General features: G+C 29.0%; 20 protein-coding genes. 15 read left to right on the top strand and 5 right to left on the bottom strand.

Going from position 1 to position 24,944, the window contains the following annotated elements; all coding sequences use genetic code 11:
- The 8 genes from walK (at position 1) to NR218_RS06385 (ending at position 9,667) form a co-directional block, all read left to right on the top strand.
- Positions 1-1,827 (top strand): cell wall metabolism sensor histidine kinase WalK, encoded by a 1,827-nt coding sequence (gene walK, locus NR218_RS06350; RefSeq protein ID WP_048679004.1) that lies wholly within the window; start codon positions 1-3, stop codon positions 1,825-1,827.
- Positions 1,817-3,148 carry a YycH family regulatory protein gene (locus NR218_RS06355; RefSeq protein ID WP_265848445.1) on the top strand — a complete coding sequence of 444 codons (1,332 nt, stop codon included), beginning with the start codon at positions 1,817-1,819 and terminating at the stop codon, positions 3,146-3,148. The genes walK and NR218_RS06355 overlap by 11 nt, the downstream gene beginning before the upstream one ends.
- Complete coding sequence (locus NR218_RS06360) at positions 3,149-3,940, top strand: two-component system regulatory protein YycI (RefSeq protein ID WP_049382265.1); 792 nt, start codon at positions 3,149-3,151, stop codon at positions 3,938-3,940.
- A 273-nt stretch (positions 3,941-4,213) separates the two neighbouring features.
- A complete protein-coding gene (locus tag NR218_RS06365; RefSeq protein ID WP_087437087.1) occupies positions 4,214-4,996 on the top strand; it encodes an MBL fold metallo-hydrolase in 783 nt (260 codons plus the stop codon).
- Positions 4,997-5,416: 420 nt separating this feature from the next.
- Positions 5,417-5,896, top strand: a complete 480-nt coding sequence (rlmH, locus tag NR218_RS06370; RefSeq protein ID WP_265848447.1) for a 23S rRNA (pseudouridine(1915)-N(3))-methyltransferase RlmH — start codon at positions 5,417-5,419, stop codon at positions 5,894-5,896.
- A 129-nt stretch (positions 5,897-6,025) separates the two neighbouring features.
- Positions 6,026-6,649: a hypothetical protein gene (locus NR218_RS06375; protein ID WP_083294933.1), complete on the top strand. Its 624-nt coding sequence runs from the start codon at positions 6,026-6,028 to the stop codon at positions 6,647-6,649.
- Positions 6,650-6,676: 27 nt separating this feature from the next.
- The gene (locus NR218_RS06380) at positions 6,677-8,470 is read left to right on the top strand and encodes a DUF4209 domain-containing protein (RefSeq protein ID WP_265848448.1); all 1,794 of its coding nucleotides are present in this window, start codon (positions 6,677-6,679) and stop codon (positions 8,468-8,470) included.
- A gap of 33 nt (positions 8,471-8,503) precedes the next feature.
- Positions 8,504-9,667, top strand: a complete 1,164-nt coding sequence (locus NR218_RS06385; RefSeq protein ID WP_265848449.1) for a hypothetical protein — start codon at positions 8,504-8,506, stop codon at positions 9,665-9,667.
- Positions 9,668-9,823: 156 nt separating this feature from the next.
- Here the strand turns inward: NR218_RS06385 and NR218_RS06390 are convergent, their stop codons facing one another.
- The 5 genes from NR218_RS06390 to NR218_RS06410 all read right to left on the bottom strand — a co-directional run bounded on the left by NR218_RS06390 (position 9,824) and on the right by NR218_RS06410 (position 13,386).
- The gene (locus NR218_RS06390) at positions 9,824-10,483 is read right to left on the bottom strand and encodes a hypothetical protein (protein ID WP_265848450.1); all 660 of its coding nucleotides are present in this window, start codon (positions 10,481-10,483) and stop codon (positions 9,824-9,826) included.
- 69 nt (positions 10,484-10,552) lie between these two features.
- Complete coding sequence (locus tag NR218_RS06395) at positions 10,553-11,530, bottom strand: DUF1002 domain-containing protein (protein ID WP_265848451.1); 978 nt, start codon at positions 11,528-11,530, stop codon at positions 10,553-10,555.
- 49 nt (positions 11,531-11,579) lie between these two features.
- The gene (locus NR218_RS06400) at positions 11,580-12,329 is read right to left on the bottom strand and encodes a hypothetical protein (protein WP_265848452.1); all 750 of its coding nucleotides are present in this window, start codon (positions 12,327-12,329) and stop codon (positions 11,580-11,582) included.
- A 34-nt stretch (positions 12,330-12,363) separates the two neighbouring features.
- The gene (locus tag NR218_RS06405; protein ID WP_265848453.1) at positions 12,364-12,597 is read right to left on the bottom strand and encodes a hypothetical protein; all 234 of its coding nucleotides are present in this window, start codon (positions 12,595-12,597) and stop codon (positions 12,364-12,366) included.
- 87 nt (positions 12,598-12,684) lie between these two features.
- On the bottom strand, positions 12,685-13,386 hold the full coding sequence (locus tag NR218_RS06410) for a hypothetical protein (protein WP_265848454.1): 702 nt from the start codon (positions 13,384-13,386) through the stop codon (positions 12,685-12,687).
- Positions 13,387-13,725: 339 nt separating this feature from the next.
- Here NR218_RS06410 and NR218_RS06415 point away from each other — a divergent pair, with 339 nt between their 5' ends.
- The 7 genes from NR218_RS06415 (at position 13,726) to NR218_RS06445 (ending at position 24,899) form a co-directional block, all read left to right on the top strand.
- Complete coding sequence (locus NR218_RS06415) at positions 13,726-16,518, top strand: type I restriction endonuclease subunit R (protein WP_265848455.1); 2,793 nt, start codon at positions 13,726-13,728, stop codon at positions 16,516-16,518.
- Positions 16,519-16,606: 88 nt separating this feature from the next.
- Complete coding sequence (locus NR218_RS06420) at positions 16,607-17,188, top strand: restriction endonuclease subunit S (protein ID WP_265848456.1); 582 nt, start codon at positions 16,607-16,609, stop codon at positions 17,186-17,188.
- Positions 17,189-18,745, top strand: coding sequence for a type I restriction-modification system subunit M (locus NR218_RS06425; RefSeq protein WP_265848457.1), 1,557 nt, complete (start codon positions 17,189-17,191; stop codon positions 18,743-18,745).
- Positions 18,738-19,973 (top strand): restriction endonuclease subunit S, encoded by a 1,236-nt coding sequence (locus tag NR218_RS06430; protein WP_265848458.1) that lies wholly within the window; start codon positions 18,738-18,740, stop codon positions 19,971-19,973. The genes NR218_RS06425 and NR218_RS06430 overlap by 8 nt, the downstream gene beginning before the upstream one ends.
- A gap of 69 nt (positions 19,974-20,042) precedes the next feature.
- Positions 20,043-23,009, top strand: coding sequence for a DNA-directed RNA polymerase subunit alpha C-terminal domain-containing protein (locus tag NR218_RS06435; protein WP_265848459.1), 2,967 nt, complete (start codon positions 20,043-20,045; stop codon positions 23,007-23,009).
- Positions 23,009-24,241 (top strand): ParB/RepB/Spo0J family partition protein, encoded by a 1,233-nt coding sequence (locus tag NR218_RS06440; protein WP_265848460.1) that lies wholly within the window; start codon positions 23,009-23,011, stop codon positions 24,239-24,241. Before NR218_RS06435 ends, NR218_RS06440 begins: the two co-directional genes overlap by 1 nt.
- A complete protein-coding gene (locus tag NR218_RS06445) occupies positions 24,216-24,899 on the top strand; it encodes a hypothetical protein (RefSeq protein WP_265848461.1) in 684 nt (227 codons plus the stop codon). The genes NR218_RS06440 and NR218_RS06445 overlap by 26 nt, the downstream gene beginning before the upstream one ends.
- The last annotated feature ends 45 nt before the right edge of the window (positions 24,900-24,944 follow it).

Below are 24,944 nucleotides of genomic sequence, written 5' to 3' on the forward strand. Positions count from 1 at the left end.
ATGAAGTGGCTGAAACAACTCCAATCCCTTCACACAAAACTCGTTATTGTTTATGTCTTACTGATTATTATTGGAATGCAGATTATTGGTCTGTATTTCACTAATAGTTTAGAAAAAGAATTAACAAATAATTTCATGAAGAATATTAAACAATATGCGACACAACTCGAAGTCAATATTGAGCGTATTTATAAAGACAATCCTTCAAATGCACAAAAGGAAGTTCAATCGCTACTGAATGAATACGCTAACCGACAAGAGATTGAAGAAATCCGCTTTATTGATAAAGATCAAATTATAATGGCTACAGCGAAGTTATCATCACATAGCTTAATTAATCAAAAAGTGAATGATAACTCTGTTCAAAAAGCAATCTCTCTTGGCGAAGCAAATAGTCATAACGTCTTAAAAGACTATGGTCATGGTAAAGAACGGATTTGGATTTACAACTTACCAGTTAAGAATAGCAATGATGTGATCGGTAATATTTACATAGAGTCAAATATTAATGATGTATATAACCAGCTTAACAATATTAACCAAATCTTTATTATTGGTACGGCTATTTCCTTATTTATCACGGTTATACTCGGTTTCTTTATTGCGCGAACGATTACGCGACCGATTACAGATATGCGTAACCAAACAGTTGAAATGTCGAAAGGGAACTATACACAGCGTGTTAAGATTTATGGTAATGACGAAATTGGTGAACTTGCGCTTGCGTTTAATAATCTTTCTAAACGTGTACAAGAAGCCCAAGCGAATACAGAAAGTGAGAAACGTCGACTCGATTCTGTCATCACACATATGAGTGATGGTATCATTGCGACGGATCGACGTGGTCGTATTCGTATTGTGAATGATATGGCGATTAAAATGTTAGGTATGGCGAAAGAAGATCTCATTGGTTATTACATGCTAAATGTTTTAAAAATAGAAGGCGATTTTTCATTAGAAGAAATTCAAGAGAATAATGATAGTATCTTAATTGATATGAACGAAGAAGAAGGTATTATTGCACGTGTCAACTTTAGCACGATTGTACAAGATACGGGATTTGTTAATGGTTATATCGCCGTATTACACGATGTTACAGAGCAACAACAAGTGGAACGTGAACGTCGCGAATTCGTTGCCAATGTATCACACGAATTACGTACGCCGTTAACATCAATGAACAGTTATATTGAAGCACTTGAAGAAGGCGCTTGGAAAGATGAAAATCTTGCGCCATCGTTCCTTTCAGTCACACGTGAAGAAACGGTACGTATGATTCGACTAGTAAATGACTTACTTCAATTATCTAAAATGGATAATGAGACAGAACAAATTACAAAAGAAATTGTCGACTTTAATATGTTTATTAATAAAATTATTAATCGACATGAAATGGCAGCGAAAGATACAACGTTTGTACGTGAAATTCCAAATGAAACGATTTTCACAGAAATAGATCCAGATAAGATGACACAAGTATTTGATAACGTCATTACGAATGCGATGAAATATTCTCGTGGAGATAAACGTGTCGAGTTCCACGTGAAACAAAATGCACTTTATAATCGAATGACCATTCGTATTAAAGATAATGGCATCGGTATTCCAATTAATAAAGTAGATAAAATCTTTGATCGCTTCTACCGCGTAGATAAAGCACGTACACGTAAAATGGGTGGTACAGGTCTTGGACTGGCCATTTCAAAAGAAATTGTCGAAGCACATAATGGTCGTATCTGGGCAAACAGTGTTGAAGGACAAGGCACATCGATATTTATTACACTTCCATGTGAAGTGATAGACGACGGTGATTGGGATGAACAGTAAGGAACATATTAAATCAGTTATCCTTTTTCTTTTAGTCATGATGAGTATTGTCCTTACGTATATGATTTGGAACTTTACTCCAGATTTAAATAATTTAGACAGCGCGGATAGTAAAAAAAATAATACTAAAACCATTGGTAAACCTTTAGCTGCAAAGATGGACACAGTGATTTCACCTTATCAAGTTGTGTCAGTTAAAGGGGATAAAGTAAAAGGATTGACACCATCAAGATCTCAACTCGCTCAAGTTATTGATCCACTCAAAGATCATGAAGTGAGTAAAGTAGAATTGATGCAAAAAGGGTATAACTTGCAAACTCCGATATTAGACCATGATTTTGTCGTGTTGGATTTTACGTATGATATGCCATTAACAACCTATTTAGGTCAAGTACTTAATAACTCAGCTAAAATTCCTAAACATTTTAGTTTTAATCGAATTTTAATTGATAAAAATCCTAAGGGTGATTTAGAATTATATGCGTTGAGTAAACATCATCAACAAGTCATGAAAGTGACGATAGACGCTAAGGTAACGCCATTTACTAAAACCATTCATCATTTAGAAAAAGATATGGAAACCTATTCGGAAGTGATTACGAATAAGACGACGATTGATAAATCGACGCATATTTTTGCGCCGAAACATCCAAAAGACCTACGCTCATATCGTATGGTATATGATACGATTTCAGTCGAAACGATGAACTCAATTTTATTTGATGATTCTGTCATTATTCGAAGCGGAAAAAGTGGTTCAACCACATATAATAATAATACCGGCGTCGCAAACTATAATGATGACAGTAAAAAGTACCATTATAAAAACTTATCGGAAGATGAATCTGGTTCGAAAGATATGGATACTTCCATCCCAAGTACATTCGAATATATTAATAATCATGGTGGTTTCTTTAACGATGATTTCCGTCTGTTCAATACGGATAATATGTCAGGAGAATTAACCTATCAATTATTCCTCAATGGACATCCTACATTTAATGATCAGCAGTTAAATGAAATTAACGTGACTTGGGGAGAAAAAGGAATTTATGACTATAAACGTGCCCTTCTACGTTCAAGCGTGCCTTTAGAAGGTGCAACGACATCATTAGATAGTTTGGAAACTGTGCGTGCGTCACTTGCGAACAATCATAATATTGATTTTGAAAAAATATCGAATATGATCGTTGGCTATAAAGAAGATGATAAGCCAGATAAAGATGACATCGAAGTACAACGTAATAGTGAATTTATTCCAACGTGGTATGTTGAGTATGATGGTGAATGGTATGTATATCAGGATGGGAGGCTTGAATAAATGAACTGGAAACTAACCAAAACATTGTTTATTTTCGTGTTTGTTCTAGTCAATATTTTTCTCATTCTGATTTATATTAATAAGGTGACTAAATCGCAAATTAATGAAACTGAAAGCGATAATGAAGTAAACTTCCAGCAAGAAGAGATTAAAGTATCGACAGATGTATTAAATAAAGATGTAAGTGGTACGAAGATGCAAATGATTACTGCTACTTCTAAAAACTTTAAATCATACGCTGAAAATAAATCTTCATTAGAAACAAGTGATTCTGGTTTCACAGTAAGCGGTGACGTAGACAATACTGTAAATGTAAGTGATCGTAATCTCAGCGATTTAAAAGATTACATTATCAATCATATTTATAATGGTAAGGTCTATCAACTTGGCGATATTAATTCAAATACAGTCACTTACGAACAAACGTATGATGGGTACCCATTGCTTAATAACAATAAAGCACGCCTTCGCTTTAATATAGACGATGGTAAAGCGACAATGTATAAACAAACATTAATGAGTAAAATTGAACCTGCAAAAGGTGACAATAATCCTAAGAAGCAAGTCATTACGCCGCGTAAAGCAATTGAAAGCTTGTATTTCAATCGTTATTTAAAAGCTGGCGATGAAGTATTAGATGCAAGATTAGGATATTACTCAGTAGTAAGAGAAACCAACGTTCAATTACTACAAGCAAACTGGGAAATCAAAGTGAAACATAAAGGTAAAGAAGAAACGAAAAAATATTATGTTGAAGCCACTTCAGTCAATCCTAAAGTGATTGATAACTAAAAAGTGATTCATTTTAAATAGAGCAAAATGACGGTCAAATTTGCCCGTTGTTTTGCTCTTACATATTTAATATAAACAGAGAATTGGAATTTCTAGTTACAGGTTGGTATAGTATAATATAAAAGTACTTTTAGAGCGGAAAGTTTCGAACAGAGATACAAGTTCGAAACTATATTTTTTTAGAAAAAGAGTAAATATAAAATAATTAGACTGAAGGCACTCTAAATAATTAAAATTTAAGATAAAGAGAAAGGATGAACCATCTTGATTCGAATGAGCGTATTAGCAAGCGGTAGTACAGGAAACGCGACTTATGTAGAAAGTGAGAAAGGCAGTCTATTAGTAGATGTTGGTCTTACGGGTAAAAAGATGGAAGATTTATTTAGTCAGATTGATAGAGATATGAAGAATCTGAATGGCATCCTAGTGACACATGAACATAGCGACCATATTAAAGGACTTGGCGTCATTGCACGTCGATATGGTTTACCAGTGTATGCGAATGAAAAAACGTGGAAAGCGATTGAGAAAAAAGATGATAAAATTCCAATGGATCAAAAATTTATTTTCAATCCATATGAAACAAAATCGATTGCAGGTTTTGATATAGAATCGTTTAATGTTTCTCATGATGCGATTGATCCACAATTTTACATTTTCCATAATAACTATAAAAAATTTACAATGATTACAGATACCGGCTATGTGTCAGATCGAATGAAAGGTATGATTCAAGGTAGTGACGCTTTTATGTTTGAAAGTAATCATGATGTAGATATGTTACGCATGTGTCGTTATCCTTGGAAGACGAAACAGCGTATTTTAAGTGATATGGGACATGTGTCAAATGAAGATGCAGGACATGCGATGGCGGATGTGATTACAGGTCATACGAAACGTATCTATCTGTCACACTTATCTCGTGATAATAATATGAAAGATTTAGCACGCATGAGTGTTGGACAAGTATTAAATGAACATGATATCGATACTGAAAAAGAAGTATTATTATGTGATACAGATAAAGCACAAGCGACACCGATTTACACGTTATAAAATTGAAATGAAGTATGAAGCTTAATGAAAGCCTTAAGAAAATATGAGGTTTTTATTAAGCTCTTTTTTTGGAAAAATTAAAGTTATTATCTAACAATTTGGACTATACATGAATATTCATTAAAAAGTGGATAATTAGAGTGATTTATTTAGAATCTGTGAATAAATATAAAAGACGGTCGTGAAGTTATCCCCAAATTTAAAGAAAGTTATCCACTATTGTGAATAATACACACAGAAATACTCACATTATACACATACTTATCCACAAAAATAGTATATAAATGACATTTTTTGTAGATAAATCTCAAATTTTCCACAGAATTTATATACATTCCTGTTATAATTAGAGGGAATTCTGTTAACAAGTTGATAACTTGTGGATAAGTAGAATAACTATTATCAACACGGAGGACTATAATGAAGATTACTATTTTAGCTGTCGGCAAATTAAAAGAAAAATACTGGAAACAAGCGATTGCTGAATATGAAAAAAGACTCGGTGCATATTCTAAAATTGAGATGATTGAAGTGCCGGATGAAAAAGCACCCGAAACTATGAGTGATAAAGAGATTGAACAAGTCAAAGAAAAAGAAGGACAACGATTATTAGCCAAAATTAAACCACAAGCCACCGTTATTACATTAGAAATACAAGGTAAAATGTTGTCATCAGAAGGTTTAGCTAAAGAACTACAACAACGTATGACACAAGGGCAAAGCGACTTCGTCTTCGTCATTGGAGGATCAAACGGACTACATCAAGACGTCTTAAATCGTAGCAACTACGCACTCTCATTCAGTAAAATGACCTTCCCACACCAAATGATGCGCGTCGTCTTAATTGAACAGGTGTATCGAGCATTTAAGATTATGAGAGGCGAAAGTTATCATAAGTAGGTGGAGGAATATTTAGCATTTAAGTAAAAACAATATAGAAATTATTTTCGCATCATTAATTTATGATTGATGAAAAACCTGTTAGTTCTTCTCTATCATTATATTATTTTACACAAATGAGGTGTATTCTTGGAAATATCAAATTTTAGTATTATTTTAGAGCAAGTTTTAAAATATTCAGCGTATTTATATAAAAACTTCAGTTTCCCATTACTTTTATTGATTGTAATTTTAGTATTTAGAAAAGAAATTACAGGTTTATTAAATAGGATTCATCAAATTAATTTTGAAAATAATGCAGGTAAAGTAAGTGTTTCATTAGCAGAAATTGCTCATTTAAAAGATGCAATGGAAGTATCTGAAAGTTTCCAAATTCGTCACTTAGGTGGAGAAGATCCAAGAGATAATATTCACTTAGGAGCAGGGCAAAATATAGCAGAAGAAAATAATAAATTTAATGAGTACTTTTCTTTGATTAATTTACCAGAAAAGGTTTTTAAAGAAGTTGCGAAAAATGGTCATTTTAAAACCATTGAACATTTATATAATGCTTTTGAATTTCTTACAAAAGACTTTCAAAATGAGAACTATGAACCAACTAAAATTATTAAAAGTATTTACGATACAGTTAGAGATATTGATAGGAATGGCGGCTATCTTTTGGACGATGATCTTGTTTATAGATATAGAAGTTTTATTCAATTAGCTTATTTAGAACTTATGCAAAACAATGAAATAGAAAGTGAAGATTAATATATTTTAAATTCAATGAGGTAAGATATGGACAAATTTAAAGAAAAAGTAAATGAACTGGAATTAATTGAGGCTACTAAATATTATTCAGAATTTATAGAAGGCTTTAAAAAAATTCGAGATTGGGCTGCAAATGAAAATCTAAAAAATGAAGAGAAATTGGCACAATATGAGATTGAAATTTTCTCTTTATGTGAGAGAAACCCTATTTTATCAAAAAATAAAAAGGAAAGAAGGTTTTCAGCGGTAATTAGTTTTGCTGATGGTAGAGAGTGGCCAGATATTCAAAATTTTACTGATAACCAAATCGAATACTATGAGCAAAGGTTAAATGAGACAAACAATTTATTTTTAAAAGTAAGATATTCCGATTTCTTATTTGAGTATGGTAATAATAAAATAGCTAAAAATAAATATGAGATTTCACAGTCTTTACTAACTAGCCTAGTTTATATTTGTGAACATTATAGTGAAGCTAGTAACTATGACTCAGTGATATCTAGATTGGTTGAAGTATCTCTTCTAATGGGAAATAAGAAAGAACTCAAAAAAGCTGTCGAATTAATTTATCTAAAAATTAATGAATTTGATAATAATAATGAATATAGAAGGGTATATGAACTTTCGGAACTTACAAGAGAAATTTTAAAATCTAACCACAAAAAAATAATTTTAGAAGAATATTCAAATAAAATTATAATTGTGTTAGAAAAAGCTATTAAAAAATATTTTGAAGATAAAGATTATCAATCTCATATAATATTTTGTGAAGAACTTATTCAATACAGAAGATTCAGTTTAATCTCTTCTGAAAAAATAAATGAATTGGAAAAAGAAATTGGAAAAAGCTACGAGTTAGAGGCAGAATACCAACAAGGAAGAAAAGATAAGAGTTTATTGGTAAAAGCACATTTTTTAGAAAAAGCTATGAAACATTATAGCGAAATTGGAGAAAGAGAAAAATTTAATGAGATGAAAATTTTAGTAAAAAAAACCTACGAAGAATACGAAAAAAGTAATGAAATGAGTCTAATAAGAATTCCAATAGAATTTCCAGAAGAGGAAATTGATAAAATCGTTGAATGTTTTATTTCGTCAGATATACAAAATTCGTTAGATGAAATAGCAAACAGTAATGACTTAATACCTAAAATCACAGTAATTGAAGAGCAAGTTGATAAGTTAAGTAAAGAGTTTTCTTTGCAAGATTTAATTTCAAAAGGTTTATTGAATGATGGAAAAAAAATAGTGGAAACTACTACAAAAGAAAATAATAAAACAATCAATTTTAATATTAATTATATGCATTATTTAAATATTAATGTTGAATTACTTCTTAAAGCTATTTTTGATAAATTAATATTAGAATTTGAAATTTCTACTGAAGATTTCATGCAAAAATTTAATAGGTGGGAACTACTAGATAATAAAAATATTCCTTTTATAGAACATGGAATATCTCGATTTTTAGAAAAGGATTATTTGAGTGCTTTGCATATTTTAGTCCCTCAATTTGAATCTACAGTTAGAAGAATGTTTTCTAAAGCTGGCTATTCAACTACATCTATTAGGAAAGGAAATACGCAACAAGAAGTAACATTCAATGAATTTTTACTCAGAGATGAGGTGAAATCTGCCTTTGGAAATGATGTACATAAACTAATTCAAATTGTAATGGTTGAACAGTCAGGGCTGAATTTACGCAATGAAATAGCTCATGGGTTAATAGAATTTTCGAAAATAAATTATACGAAATGTATTTTAATTGTTTATTTATTTTTGGTATTAACTAGATATAATATTGAAAAAATGACTAAGTGATAATTAATATATAATCTTTTTGGAGGACATATCATGAAATTAGAAGAGTTGCTACTAATCACACAAAAACCATTAATCGATTATTCAAAAAATAAAAAATTCTTAGAAGGATCACGTTTATTTGATTTTGAGGAAAGGATGAATGAAAGAAAAATTCCAAAAATTCTAAATAATAGCGATAAGTACCATCTTGTTGAAATAGCTAACTATGATAATTTAATAATTATTGATAATGATGTTATAAATGGTAATGAATTAATTAAAGTGTGTCAATGTATTGACTTTGATAGTAACATAATGAGCTATTTACGAAATTTGATTGTGAAGGGTGAGTATGAGAGTGATTTCTTTAAAATTTTAACTAATATAAAAAAAAGTAAACAACAAATAAGCTGCGTACCTTACTTAATAGAAAATGGAAATAATATTCATAGTATAAATAAAATAGTTTCATATGAAACTATTTTATCATTTTCAATATTTGATAGGATAAGTCAATTTGATTTTGAAAGTCGTAATTTCTCAAGATATTTTAATGATTCAGAAGTAATTTTAGATACAGATGATAGATACTATCATATGTTGAATATACAAGATTCAAATATTCTACAATTTCAATCAATTTATCTATTAGTTTTAATGGCATTTTATATAAAAAATAGTAGTAAAAAATCAGCAGAAAATAAAATTTTTTACTTGATTCAAAATTTTATTAAAGAAACTGAAAATAAATTAGCATACTCAGAGTTAGAGTTAAGTGTTATTTTTGACTACATAAATAATGATGAAAATAATATATTTAAATCTACCAATTTGAATAGTAAAAATTTATTGAGTAAATTAAAAGGTATTGCTTGGGATTTATTTCATATTAGAACGTCAGAAGACCAAATCGCTCTAAGAAATACTAATAGTAAAGAAGTTTTTTTACATTCAATTTTTACAGCAGATAAGGGTTTGAGTAATGTGATAAATAACTATTCAATAAGCAGGATGCTAGCGTATGAAGAAAAATTATATGTATATAGAGAAAATAATATATTTAAAAAATTATCAAAAGATAAAGCTTCTAAAATACAAGAATTGTTAGGAAAAGATAGAGATATACGAATTTCTAATGTAAGAGAAGCAAAGTACAGCATAAAAGAAAATATTGAGATGTATGAAAAATATATTAATAAAATTATTTCAAAATAGAATTATTAGAGTTGATTATAAAGAATATAAAGTATTAAGATATTATAATAATTTTTACTTTAGTAATTTCATTGATAAGGGGAAGCGTATCATAAGTGATGCGGTTTTTGAGACGTAATTTTATGATATAAAGCAGAGTTTATTAAATTTTATTAATTACTTTTTAATAAGAATTAATTCTAGTTGATATATTATGATGTGAAACACAAAATAATAATTTGTAATTTTTTGTAGACTATTTAAAAAATAGTGTATATAAGTATTGAGTTCATGTATTAACTGTCTTTTTTTACCGTTCATCAAGTATAAGGATGTAGATGTTTGTTGGATAATGTCTTCGGATGTTTTTAAAATTATCATTAAATTAGATGGTATCTGATCTTGAGTTTTATTTTTAGTGTATGCATATTTTAAAAAATTTTTAATTTCTGTTATTTGACTCTCTTTTAATTTGACACCTTCATCAATAAATGTGTTAAGTATATCTTCATTTGTACTTAAATCATCAAAATTTGCCAACAAATATTTGTACGTCTCTAAATCATTATGTTTGAGTTCCGCTTTGCTATTCCATAATTCTAAACCATTTGGTAGAAAGACCAAGCTGTGAATTTGCTCCCCCCATATAGCTGAATTTAAATCAGTGAGTTGATTATTTTTTTCAACACAGAAATGTAATTTTGGAATGAGGAGTCGAAATTGCACTTCTACTTGCTGTACTTTTCTTTTGTTTTCAATAAAATTGCTACACCATACTGCTATCAAACCGCCAATTATTGTGCACACTCCTCCAATGATTGTAGATAAAATTGACAATATATTACATACCTTTCTTAGAGGTTTATTAACATCTATTTTGAATTTAAAAATATTACTTTGGTAGCGTTATAACTTATTTAACAAATTAGAGAAAAATTGAATGATCGATTGAATAATTTCTACAATACTATCCCATATGCGTTGAAGGAGATTTCTATTTTCTTCTGTATTCAAATCTTTGGCTTTATCCTTCGCTTTATTCAATAAATCATCTGAGTTTTTTTCAATATTTTTTAATACATCTTTTGCATTTTGCTTAAATGCTTTAGGATCGGAAGTTAAGGCATTAGAGTTTGCCACATTAACCATATTATTATTAATCATTTGAATTTGATTATCTGATAATATCTCTGATAACCCACGCTCATCGAGGACTTTATTAACAGTGTCTTCAACTTGTTGTTGTGTGATTTGTTTATCTTGATTTTGTTTAATATCTGCAAGTTGTTCTTTAATATCTGCTATAGAAGCATTTAAAGCTTCATCTGAATATCCATCTTTACCTTTATTTTCTTCCGAAATTGTACCTAAGTCATTCATTTCTTGGTTTGAATTTTGAATATCTTCAGTATTTAGATCGTTACCTTTTTCTTCATAAGCTTTATAAATACCTGCTAAAGCACCTTCACCCGTTACTGGTTCTACAGAAGCTATATGTATTTCTGCATTTTTAATTCCTGCTGTAATTGCAGCATTTTGATATTGTTCGGATGTCACTTTTGTAATGTGATCTGGTGTATCAATTTTCACATCAACACCTTTACCCCATTTTTTATGTTCAATTGTTGCACTTGAATAAATATAACTTAGATTACTGCTGTTTGGGATATAATTACTCACATCATTGACATTAACACTATAAGTTTCATAGTTATCATCAACCCCTAGATCATCCTCAGTTTGTTGTAAATCTTGCCCTTCTAAGTCAGCGCCTTTAATAAAAACAGGTTCATCCCAATCCTCTTTATTATCAGCCGCTTTAATAACTCCTGTTGCTGATAACAATAATGTAGCTACTGCTAAACTAGTTAATGTTTTTTTCATTTTTAATGCACCTTCCCTTAAATTAATACAATTTATACATCAACTTTGATTAATCATAACCAATAACATTTTTGCTTACCTCTTTAATCATTTCAGGGTCAGATTGTGTCATATCGTATTTATAAATTTGATTAAATCTTGGATTATAAATACCGATATAACGTATATTTTCAAACATAGATTTTTGAGAAGCTTTGCCCATTAAATAATAAATGACTAATTGAAGTGTACTATTTTTCTGTGGCAGTTGTTTGGAAACTTTAAAATCCCACAAGGTGTCCTCTGTTAAAAAGTCTCCATCTCCAGCATTAATAATGCTTGTATATCCACCCTCAAATGTGAAACCATCCACCTTAACTTCACCAACTCGATCAAAAAATGAAAGACTTCTATTTATAAGTGATTTTATATTAAGAATTGTATCTTGATTAGGGATCTTAGCTTCTTTAGGTGTTCTTCCTGCCCTATATACTATATCGTAATTTACCAACTGACATGCTTTAATAATAGATAGATCATCATTATCATTAATATCTTTTAACAATGATTCGGCTGTTTGTAATTCCCCAGCTAATTTTGCGCCAGTTAACGATATGGAAAATGATTTTTCTTTGTCTTGATTAGTCATCATACGAGTAAGGTAGTCTACGACTAAGCCAATTGTTTGAGGTGCTATATTTTCATTTTTTGTATCTATAAATGTTTCTGGTTCTAGTTGCTTAACTTCAAATGATTTTCTGTTTAAATATCCACCACGGGGTTGTTTAATTTGTGAAATTCTTTGTGTAACACTAACCAATTAAAGACTCCTTTTGATAATAATGTTTTTATATTTATGAAGCGTTTGAAGTTTCTTTGTCATTTCCTGAACCTTTTGATTCAACATCTTGGGTTTGTTCATTTTCATAGTTTTTACCATCAGTATTTTCATCATTGTTTTGGTTGTTATTTTCTTGTGTTGCATCTTCTGCTGTGTATTTAGATTGCTCATCCTCTTCATTATACTCTGAAGTATTTACATCTTCACTCGATGCACCCGCACCAGCAATTGCAATTTTGTTGGACATGTTGAACATTCCTTATTTTTCTTATATTCTATCTATTTCCACTAAAATATGTTAAAAATATAGTCTAAATTACATAGATTTAAGCTACTAATCATTTTCTGATGATTTGTCTTGTGCTTGTTGATCCTCAGAAGACGATGATTCTTCTTGCACATTATCATCATTATGATTAGATTCCGTACCTTCTTTATCTTCCGATGATTGATTTTTGGTGTTTGTTTCTTCTTGATTGTCATTAGTAATTTGATTATTGTCTTCTTGATTTTGACCATACTTTTGTTCTTTAGCTTTATTAAATTGTTTCATTTCTTCATCAGTTGCATTAGTATAACTATCTATGACTTCTCCACGATATTTATTAACCTTAATTGTTTGTGTTAATGCAGGTCCAGCAACTGTTCCGTTTTTAAAATTAACAAAATAAGCTTCATTATTTGTTGCATTTTTATCAATATAAAATCCACTTTGTTCTCGTCCAGAATTTAAATATTTTTTAGCATAAATTTTAGCTACATTTAATGCATGATATTCACTTATAGGTTTTTTATTTATTGGAGGTTGTTGATCATTTTCTTTAGCTGTTGAAGATTTACTAATATTTTGATTATTGATATTATTCTCTGACTCATTTTGCTCATTTGATGAGTTTTTATCATTTTGTGCCACTTTTGATTGTTGTGGATCATTCGAACTTTTTTTATCTTTATCATCTAAATTCAGGTTTAAGCTACATCCACTCAAAATTATTGTAAAAGCTAATGCACTACTAATTAATTTATTATAAATCATTTATAAATCACCTTTAAAAAGCATATTTATTTATATCGTACCCTAAAAGGATAGTTTTTAACATTTAATGTGAAAATATATTATATGAAATTTTTTATTTAATTAATGTATAGATTGGATGAATAAGTGACAGAACGAATAGATTTATTTATATATGTATCTATTGTAATTGCCTCATTAATCGATTGATTAATGAGTTTTTTAAGTAATTTAGTGAAATATCATCAACCTAATAAATAGGATTTATGAATATGTTAATAAAAAACACAGCATACAATATTAATTATTACTAAATTTTGATATATTTAAAGAAAGATTAAGTTTAGGGTGAATGAATGAATGGCTTATCAAAGTGAATATGCATTAGAAAATGAAGTGCTACAACAACTTGAGAGTTTAGGATACGAACGAGTAAATATACATAACGTTGAACAACTACATGATAATTTTCGGAACATTATCAATGAACGTCATAAGGATAAATTAAATGGGAAACCGCTGACGGATCGTGAGTTTGAACGTTTAATGACAGGGATTAACGGTAAGTCTGTCTTTGACAGTGCGATGCAATTACGCGATCGCTATGTACTAAAGAGAGATGATGATACGGATCTTTACATAGATTTCATGAACTTAAAACAATGGTGTCAGAATAAATTCCAAGTAACTAATCAAATCAGTGTGAAAGATAAGTATAAAAGTCGTTATGATGTGACGATTTTGATTAATGGTCTACCATTAGTTCAAATAGAATTGAAGCGTAGCGGGGTAGCGATTACGGAAGCTTTTAATCAAATTGAGCGTTATCGTCGTCAAAACTATACGGGTTTATTCCGATACATACAATTATTTGTCGTTAGTAATAAAATGGAAACACGCTACTACGCCAATAGTGATCGTGAAATCTTTAAGGGACAAATGTTTTATTGGAGTAATGAACAAAATGAGCGTATTAACTATCTTAAAGACTTTATTGAAGATTTCTTAGAACCATGTCACATTGCTAAGATGATTAGTCGTTATATGGTCGTCAATGAAACAGATAAAATTCTAATGGCCTTACGTCCTTATCAAGTCTATGCAGTGGAAGCTATTTTAAATCGTGCATTAGAAACAAATAACAATGGTTACATTTGGCATACCACAGGTAGTGGTAAAACACTGACCTCTTTTAAAGCGAGTCAATTATTATCGCGAGAAGAAAATATTAAAAAAGTAATTTTCTTGGTCGACCGTAAGGACTTAGATAATCAAACGTTAGCTGAATTTAATAAATTCCAAGAAGACTCGGTTGATTTTACGGATAATACGCGTAAATTATTGAGACAGTTAGTCGATCCAACTTTACCTTTAATTGTGACAACGATTCAAAAAATGGCGAACGCAGTGAAGTCCAATCATTCAGTAATGGAATCATATAAACAAGATAAAGTGATTTTTATTATTGATGAATGTCATCGTACGCAATTTGGAGATATGCATCGTTTAATTAAGCAACATTTTGAAAATGCACAGTATTTCGGATTTACGGGGACACCACGTTTTGAAGAAAACAAGAGTCAAGATGGCCGAGCTACAGCGGACATTTTTGATAAATGTTTACACCACTATCTCATTAAAGATGCTATTAGAGACCATAATGTACTTGGATTTTCCGTTGAATATAATCAAACGTTTAATTCACATGAAGATTTAGACGAAGAATATATATCAAAAATTAATACGTCAGAAATTTGGATGGCAGATGAACGTATTGAAGCTGTTTGCCGACATTTAATTTCAAATTATCATAAGAAAACAGATAACGGAAATTACACGTCTATGTTTGCGGTTCAAAGTATTCCAATGGCGATTAAATATTATGATACATTCCAAAGACTAAAAACCGAAGGTGTTCATGATTTAAATGTTGCAACTATTTTTACGTATCAGGCTAATGAAGATGCACAAGAGGATGACAATCATGTTCATTCAAGAGAAGTGCTCGACCGCATTATGAATGATTATAATCAAACATTTAAAACGAACTATAATACAGATAATTTCGAAGGCTACTTTTCTGACGTATCTAAGCGTATGAAAGAAGTGGTTCGTGATGACAAGATTGATATTCTTATTGTAGTTAATATGTTTTTGACTGGTTTTGATAGTAAGAAACTGAATACCCTTTACGTTGATAAAAACTTGAAACATCATGATTTAATTCAAGCCTATTCAAGAACGAATCGCGTTGAAAAAGAACGTAAACCTTACGGTAATATTGTATGTTATCGTGATTTAAAAAAACAAACGGATGAAGCCATTGAAATTTTCTCACAAACAGATAATACAGATACAGTATTAAGTCTGTCTTACGAAGAATATTTAGATAATTTCAGAGATATCTTGCAAAACGTTTTTCAACTAGCGCCAACGCCTTTAGATGTCGATAAATTAGAGGCTGAGGATTTAAAAAAAGAATTTGTTATTTCATTCCGTGAATTATCGAATACTTTAATCAAATTAAAAACCTTTGATGAATTTCAATTTACAGAAAATGAACTTGGCATTGCAGAACAAACGTATGAAGATTATAAAGGGAAATACCTAAATATCTATGAAGAAGTCGTGCGTGTTATAAAAGGAGATAACGATGACGCTGTTTCTGTCTTAAATGATATTGATTTCCAAGTTGAATTAATGCGTAATGATTTGATTAATGTGAAGTATATTATGGATCTTATTGGTCAAATTAATCTATCTGATGCAAAAGCACGTGATGAAAAACGTCATCAAATTCATAAGTTATTAGATAAAGCCGATGATCAACAATTACGTTTGAAAGCTGATTTGATTCGTAGCTTCTTAGATAAAGTTGTTCCATCACTAAAAGAAGATTCCGATATTAATGAAGCTTACTATGAATTTGAAGACAAAGAAAAAACCAAAGAAATTGATGCATTTGCAGAACAAAAAGCCTTTTCTGCTATGTTACTTAACGAAGCTGTTAATGAGTATGAATATAGTGGTAATATCGATCGTAAATCTATCGGTCAAAATATATCAGAGCCTTTTATGAAACGTAAAAGAAAAACCGACCAAATTATACAATTTATTGAAGATACAGTTGAAAAATATGGTATGATTGAATAATTTTTATAAAATCCTTGTATTTTTTCTTTACTACAAGGATTTTTTGTTATATACTCAATTTGTAGTAATAAAAAAATACAAAAAGAAGGTGAGTCAAATATCTCAATTATTTACGTTTCATAATGGTTCTTTAATCAATCGACTTGAGACCGTAGAAACTTCTCAGGGCATAACATTACCTATCTACGATCAACGTATGATGGAGTTCGATGATGGAGTTTTTCAACCGACAACACATCAACCTAAGCATGTAACACTAAGCACAAAACATCAAGCCAAGATGGTGCATACGGGTGATATCGTGATTAATATGATGACGAGTGAGTGTGTCATTGTGAGTCAACAACATCATGAAAGTATTCTACCTTATAATTATACACATATTGAAATTGACACAGCACACATCGATGCTAATTATTTTGTCTATTGGATGAATGCATCATCTCAAGCGAAGAGTCAGTTAAATCAATTTAAGCAAGGAGGTTCATTAGTCAAAAAATTAACGTTGAATCAACTTAAACAACTTAAGATGACGCTACCTCCATTAGAACAACAACAGCGTATAGGAAAACTTGATGAACGACGTAGACACTTAAAGTATTTACAAGCGAAACGAACTTACTTAATGGACCAATTTTTATCAGAATATTTATTTAAGGAGGACATATAAATGTCAACAACGGAAAAACAAAGACAACAGCAAGCCGAATTACAAAAGAAATTATGGAGTATTGCGAATGATTTACGTGGAAACATGGATGCAAGCGAGTTTAGAAATTATATTTTAGGACTTATCTTTTATCGATTCTTATCAGAAAAAACAGAAGAAGAAGTAGCTGAGTTATTAAAAGAAGACAACATTTCATATGCAGACGCTTGGAAAGATGAAGAATATCGTGAAGCGTTACAACAAGAATTAATTAATTTAATTGGTTTTGTGATTGAACCTCAAGATTTATTTAGTCACTTAATTCAGAAAATTGAAACTCAAACATTCGAAATCGAAGATTTACATAAAGCGATTAATAAAATCGAAGAATCAACACGTGGTGAAGATAGTGAAGAAGACTTTGATCATTTATTCGCTGATATGGATTTAAACTCGACACGTTTAGGTAATACGAATGCAGCACGTACGAAACTTATTTCTAAAGTCATGGTTAATTTAGCTACACTTCCGTTTGTGCATAGTGATATTGAAATTGATATGTTAGGGGATGCTTATGAATATTTAATTGGTCAATTTGCGGCTAATGCAGGTAAAAAAGCAGGGGAATTCTATACGCCACAACAAGTGTCTAAAATTTTAGCTAAGATTGTCACAACGAATAAACCTAATTTAAAAAATGTTTATGACCCAACATGTGGTTCAGGTTCATTATTGTTACGTGTTGGACGTGAAGCTGATGTCCGCTTCTATTACGGTCAAGAATATAACAATACTACATTCAACTTAGCACGAATGAATATGTTGCTTCATGATGTGAACTATACACGTTTTAAAATAGATAATGATGATACATTAGAAAACCCTGCTTTTAGAGGAGAAAAATTTGATGCAGTGGTTGCTAATCCGCCTTATAGTGCGAAGTGGAGTGCCGACCCATCATTTTTAGACGATGAACGCTTTAGTGGTTATGGTAAATTAGCACCTAAGTCAAAAGCAGATTTTGCCTTCATTCAACATATGATTCATTATTTAGATGATAATGGCACAATGGCTGTCGTTTTACCTCATGGTGTATTATTCCGTGGAGCAGCTGAGGGAACGATTCGTAAATATTTAATTGAAGAAAAGAATTATCTAGATGCGGTCATTGGATTACCAGCAAACCTTTTCTTTGGAACAAGTATTCCAACCAGTATATTAGTATTCAAAAAATGTCGTGAGAATAATGATAATATATTATTCATTGACGCTTCACAATCATTCGAAAAAGGTAAAAACCAAAATCATTTGACCGATGAAGATGTTGATAAAATTGTCACAACATATCGTAATAGAGAAACGATTGATAAATTCAGTTACGTCGCTTCCCTAGATGAAATCAAAGACAACGACTATAACCTAAACATTCCAAGATACGTCGATACATTTGAAGAAGAAGAACCGATTGACTTAGATTTAGTTCAACGACAATTGTCAGATATTGATAAAGAAATCGCCAATGTAGAATCAGAAATCAACGACTATCTCAAAGAACTAGGGGTGTTAAAACATGACTGAACAAACTAATACTCCAAAATTAAGATTCCCTGAATTTAGTGAAGAATGGGAAAATAAGTCTATTACTGATGATTTTTCTATTATAGATGGTGATCGAGGTAAACATTATCCTAGTAGTAAAGATTTATTAAAAAAAGGTGATTGTATTTTTTTAAGTGCTGAAAATGTTACTAAAAAAGGATGGAGTTTTAAAAATCTAAAATTTATAACTAGAAAAAAAGATATTGCAATGGGTAAAGGTAAATTAAAATTAAATGATTTAATTTTAACCACAAGAGGAACGGTAGGCAATGTAGTCCGCTATCATGAAGAAATTCCTTTCCAAGATATGCGGATTAATTCAGGAATGGTTATTTTAAGAACTATACAACCTTCTCAATTCTTTTTAACACTTTTCACTTCAAATTTTATGAAACGTTTTTTAAATAAAGTTACAGTTCAAAGCGCTCAACCACATTTAACTGTTGCAACTATTAAAATGATGAAGTTCATCATACCTAAAAATATCGAAGAACAAGAAAAAATTGGAACTTTCTTTAGCAAACTCGACCAACAAATCGAATTGGAAGAGAAGAAATTAGAATTATTAGAGCAACAAAAGCGTGGATATATGCAAAAGATTTTTTCACAGGAATTACAATTTAAAGATAAGGTTACTAATAATTTTGATAATTGGTCTGAATTCAAAATTAAAGATATATTTTCAAAGATAGAAAGTGGTAATCGATTACCTAAAAGTAATCTTTTAGATGGTGATATTCCGTATGTTATAGCACAGACTACAAATAATGGAGTATATATGAATATCAGTAAAGATACATTAGATTACCATGGGAATAATCTAAAAAAATTTAAAAAAGGTAGTATAACAATTTCTATAGATAACCCAGATGCAATGTTTATACAAACACAAGATTTTGTTACTTCAAATGTAATGAGAGTTCTTTATAATGAGAATTTAAGTATTGAAGCACATACTTTTATTTTATATTCATTGAGAAAGTTAACCCAGACATATAATTGGTCTGTAAAGTTTTCTGGGCCAATTATTATGGATTCCAAAATAAAACTACCTGTTAAATTAAATACAAATGATATTGATTGGAATATAGTTAATAAAATTGGTGAATTTTTAACTAAATTAGATTTTAAAATATATCAAAATACTACTAAAGTTGAATTATTAAAGCAACGTAAAAAAGGCTTACTACAAAAGATGTTTGTGTAATTCTTATAACGGCCTATTATGTTAACAGAGTTGTCTTTAAATCCATTTTGTGTAAACTAGGGGGATTCCATGAGAGATAAAATGAGAATAAAAGATTCACAATTATCAAATCGCTGTAAAAATCAATTAATAAAGAATGGTTATGATTATGTCTATCAATTAAAGAAATTAACTGATGAGGATTTGAAGAATATAAGAAATTTAGGTGCTAAATCTATCCAAGAAATTCAGGAATTTAGAGATAGTATAACTTTCAAGAATAATGATGATATTATCATTTCTAAAGATATAACTATTGAAGCGTTGAAATCAATGGATATTGAAAAAGTAATTAATAACGAAAATATTAAAAAAATTATGAAAATAAACAATATAAAATTAATAGATGCAGTAATTGATTTGAGTTACGAAGATATAAAGAAATTTAGAAAAGTCGATGATCAACTTATAAGTGAAATTCAAAGTATTTGCAATAGATTAAGAGAAAAAATCAACTTAGTAGATAGAGACTTATTTAAATTAGTCTTAAACAATCCAGATAAAGATATTAGAAGGGTTATTTATGAAAATATACCCAAAACTCTTTTAAATTGCACAATAAAATATTTTTTTAAAAGCAGATATGTGAATGAACTCAATATTGAGGAACTTGGATTTTCTAACAAAGAAAGAAAAATAGTACTTACGTATAATTTGAATAAAATAGATAGATTATTATTAGTTTCATACGATGATTTATTAAATATACCAGGTATAGCTAAAAAAACTTTGAATGACATTTTTGAAAAGTTATTTAAATACGTTGTTGTACAAAACAAAAATGAAATCTTTATAGGTGATATTTCGAGAATATATCTAAAAAAATCACCGTATAATTATTTATTAGTCATGAGAGAAAAGCAATTAAATAATATTTTAGTTAATTTAGATAACGTTATTAATGCAGTATTGAATAATGAACAATTTTCCATTAGCTATAAATTAGATTTGTTAATAGGAAATCAATTTATAATTAAAAATATAAAAGAAATGATATTTAATGAAGATACAGAGCAAGAGGTAGTATATTCATTTATAAAAAATAATTCTTATATGTATAGAAAAAAAGAAATATGTGATGAACTAAGCTCTCATTTTACCAATTTAAATGTTTATAAGTATTTTAATAATTTAATAAAACTAGATTTAATATCAATTGATGAATTTGGTAACGTGTATTCAAAAAAGTATTCGATTTTATCATATGTAACTGATAATTATAATGAGAACGTATTAGAAATGATGAAACTTCGACTAGAAGGTAAGACCCTAGAAGAGATTGGTAAAGCTATTGGAGTTACTAGAGAACGAGTGAGGCAGTTAGTAAAAAAAGTTACGAGTAGTACGAAACAAACTTTTAAAGAAGATGAAAATGCCTATTGGTTTAGTAACTATAATTTAGATAAAAAGCAATATGAATCGTTGTTCGAAGATAGCTTATATTATTATTTATCTAATAGATATGAAAAAGGTACTAAGTCATGGAAAGATATTCTTAATGATGAAAAAGCCTCTGTAAAATTGAAAAAAAGGGTGCGAGATGAATTACAAAAAGGAAAAATTGTAATTGATAATAAATTAATTCCTAAGACGAAAACAAGCATTATTGATTACGTATTAGAAGAATTTGGAAAAGAGACATTACATATTAATGATTTATTAGAAATAATTAATTTATTTCTCGAAGAACAGAGGTTAGATAAAGAAGTATTCAATATTGATATTAGATATTTAGAAAATAGATTAAGTGATACTTCGAATGCAGTAAGTCGTGGGAAAAAATATTATAGATACTATGCATATGATGAATATGATTGGGATTTATTTTATGAAAAAATTAATTTTGAAGAATGGAAAGATCTTGAAATATCGACATTAATTTTGTTTAAGTATCACTCGTTACTTATGGAAAAATATAATATTAAACATGAAAATGAGTTACATAATATTATTAGAAGAACAAGTGAAAAGAGACGCGATTTAAATATAGAATTAACAAGAATGCCTAATATAGCAATTGGCAATGTGGATAGAGAACAACAAGTAAAAGACTTTATGTATGAATATGCTCCCCTTCATGTAGATGAATTCGTTCAGTTATATTACGAAGCATTTGGAGTTAAAGAGCAAACAGTTCGAGCTAATTATCTAAAGTATATAGACGATTATATTGTAGATGATTATATTAAAAAAGACTTTGTTTCTATTAATGAAGAATCTCTTAATTGTGTCAAAAATGTTCTTGACGGTAAAGAGTTTATGTTTATAGAAGATTTAAAAAAAGAATTAAATCAGGTTGATACAGACTTACAAATTATCTTAAAATATTTAGATTATAAAACTTTTAGTTCGTATATATTAAAAAATAAATATGAAACAACCATTAATTATTATAACGAAAAATTTTATAATAATATGGACATTGTTGACTTAACAAACATAGATAAAAGAATATGGAACTTAAGTTCATTTGGATCATGGCTATATGACAAGTATAAAACTATGGAATTATTAGAATTCTCTCCTAAGAAGTATATTACAAGAAAAAAATTGAATGAGATAGGTCTAACACCGAATGTTTTAGAAGATTTTAGACATAAAGTGTTAGAAAAATTAGACGATAACAAAGTATGGTCAATAAGTGCAATTATTGTTGTTGTTGATAATGAAAAAATTGATTCTTTTGGTTTTGAACCTATATTTTATCGATCTATTTTGAGAGGATTGGAAAATATATATAGTAATAAAATAGGAGGGAATTATCTTCTAAAAAAAGAACAAGATTTTAGAGTTAGTGATTTAATTGAAGAAGAAGTTATGAAAGTGAAAATGATAGATATTTTTGATTTAACTGAAATCATTAATGAAAAATATGATATAAATTTGGAATATTATAGATTAATTGAATCAATTAAGAGGACCGATATGTATTATGACGAAATTATGGAAAAAATTTATTTAGATTTGAATTATTACTATGAGGAGTTTGAATATTAATGAATATGATAAATACAAATGAATTAATAAAAACTAATTTGACGACTAGATTAACAGTAGATGGTATAACTGATGAATATGATGTGTATAAAATAAAATTAGACAATTTATACTATAATGATCAAAATGATAGGATTGCAACTTGGATTAGTAAGTATAAAGCAGATAACCACCTAGAATCATTTGATTTAAGTAATATTGAGGAATACAACAAGATTATTGCTGATTTTATTAAAGAAAGTGATGAAAATGCATTTAAGAAAACTAAAAATAATATAAAGGCGTTAGGACAGACTGAACCTGCAGTTATATTAAGAGATGGACGAATCATTGATGGTAATCGTCGTTTTACATGTTTGAGAGATCTTGCTAAAGAAGATTTAAAATTTAATTATTTAGATGCAATTATCATAGGTAAAGACATACAAGATAGTAAGAAAGAAATAAAATTATTGGAGTTATATTTACAACATGGACGTGAAGAAAGAGTTGGATATAATCCAATAGATAGATTAGTTGGTGTATATAATGATGTTGTAAAAAATAAATTAATTACAGTTGAAGAATATGCTAAAAATACAGGACAAAAGACTAGTGAAGTTACAAAATTGATTGATCGTGCAAATTTAATGGTCGAATTCTTAGAATTTATTGATATGCCAGAACATTATTATTTAGCTCGCGACTGGGAATTAGATGGTCCATTAGGAGAAATAAAAGCTGTACTTAATAAAATAAAAACAGAAGAAGAACGGGAAGATGTAAAAAATATTATTTTCACTAATATAGCTCTTAAACCGAATACGGATATGACCCGTTATATAAGAAAAATAAAAAATTTAGTTAATACATCGCAATTTAAACCTTTTATTGAAGACAACCTGGAGTTATGTGAAAGATTTTTAGAAAAGTTTGATGATAAGGAAGAAGAAACCACTGTTGAATTTATTAATAAAGAAGTGCGTGGCGATGAAGAACTAAAAGATGATCTTAAAAATACTTATGATAAATATCAAGAAAAAGTAAAAAAAAGAAACAGTATTAATGCTCCCAAAAACCAAATAGAAAAAGCAATAGATGCTTTACAAAATATCGACTTTGATATTGTATTAAGATTGGACGATGAAACTGATTATCCACAATTTTTAAATTCCTTAGAAAGATTAGAAGAAGAAATTAAAAATATTAAGCATGAGGTGTATGGTAATGTTTCAAGTTCAAATGAATCATAACGAGGAGCTAACATTAGAAGCAAACGAGCAATTATTAAAAAAAGTAATCAAGCACCGAATATATAAATTACGTATTAAAAAATATGTGGAAGAGTATACTAATTCCAAAATTGTATTTAGAAAAAATGTATATTATAAAGATATTTATAATATTGTTGAGCAAATAAAAAAATTAGCTATTAAATTAGGAGTAAGTGTTAATATCAATGAAAATGTTACTCGGTATATTAACAGAATAAATTCATATATTGATTATAAATATACTATTGGTAATGATATTAAAAATGATGATCTTAGATTTAATGAAAGATATTTCGAATTCGAGAGAATAGTTAATCAAGCGTTAGAGAGACAATTAAGACCAAAACAAATGAAGGATGCTTTTTACTTAACAATGATGCAAAAATCAGGAAACTTTTCTGTTCCTGGTTCAGGAAAAACTTCTACAGTATATGGTATGTATGCATATTTAAATACTATCAACAAAGTAAATAAAATTTTAATGATTGGTCCTTTAAACTCATTTAGTTCTTGGATAACTGAATATCAATCTTGTTTTGGTGATAGTCGAAAATTAACTTATTTAAATATAAAAGATCTTAATACAACTAATGAGAAGAAAATGGTTCTAAATATGAAAGTTTTAATAAAGAATTGATATTACTTAACTATGAGGTTCTTAATACTCTAGAAGAAGAAATTA

Source organism: Staphylococcus sp. SUC_1.2 (assembly GCF_026222585.1).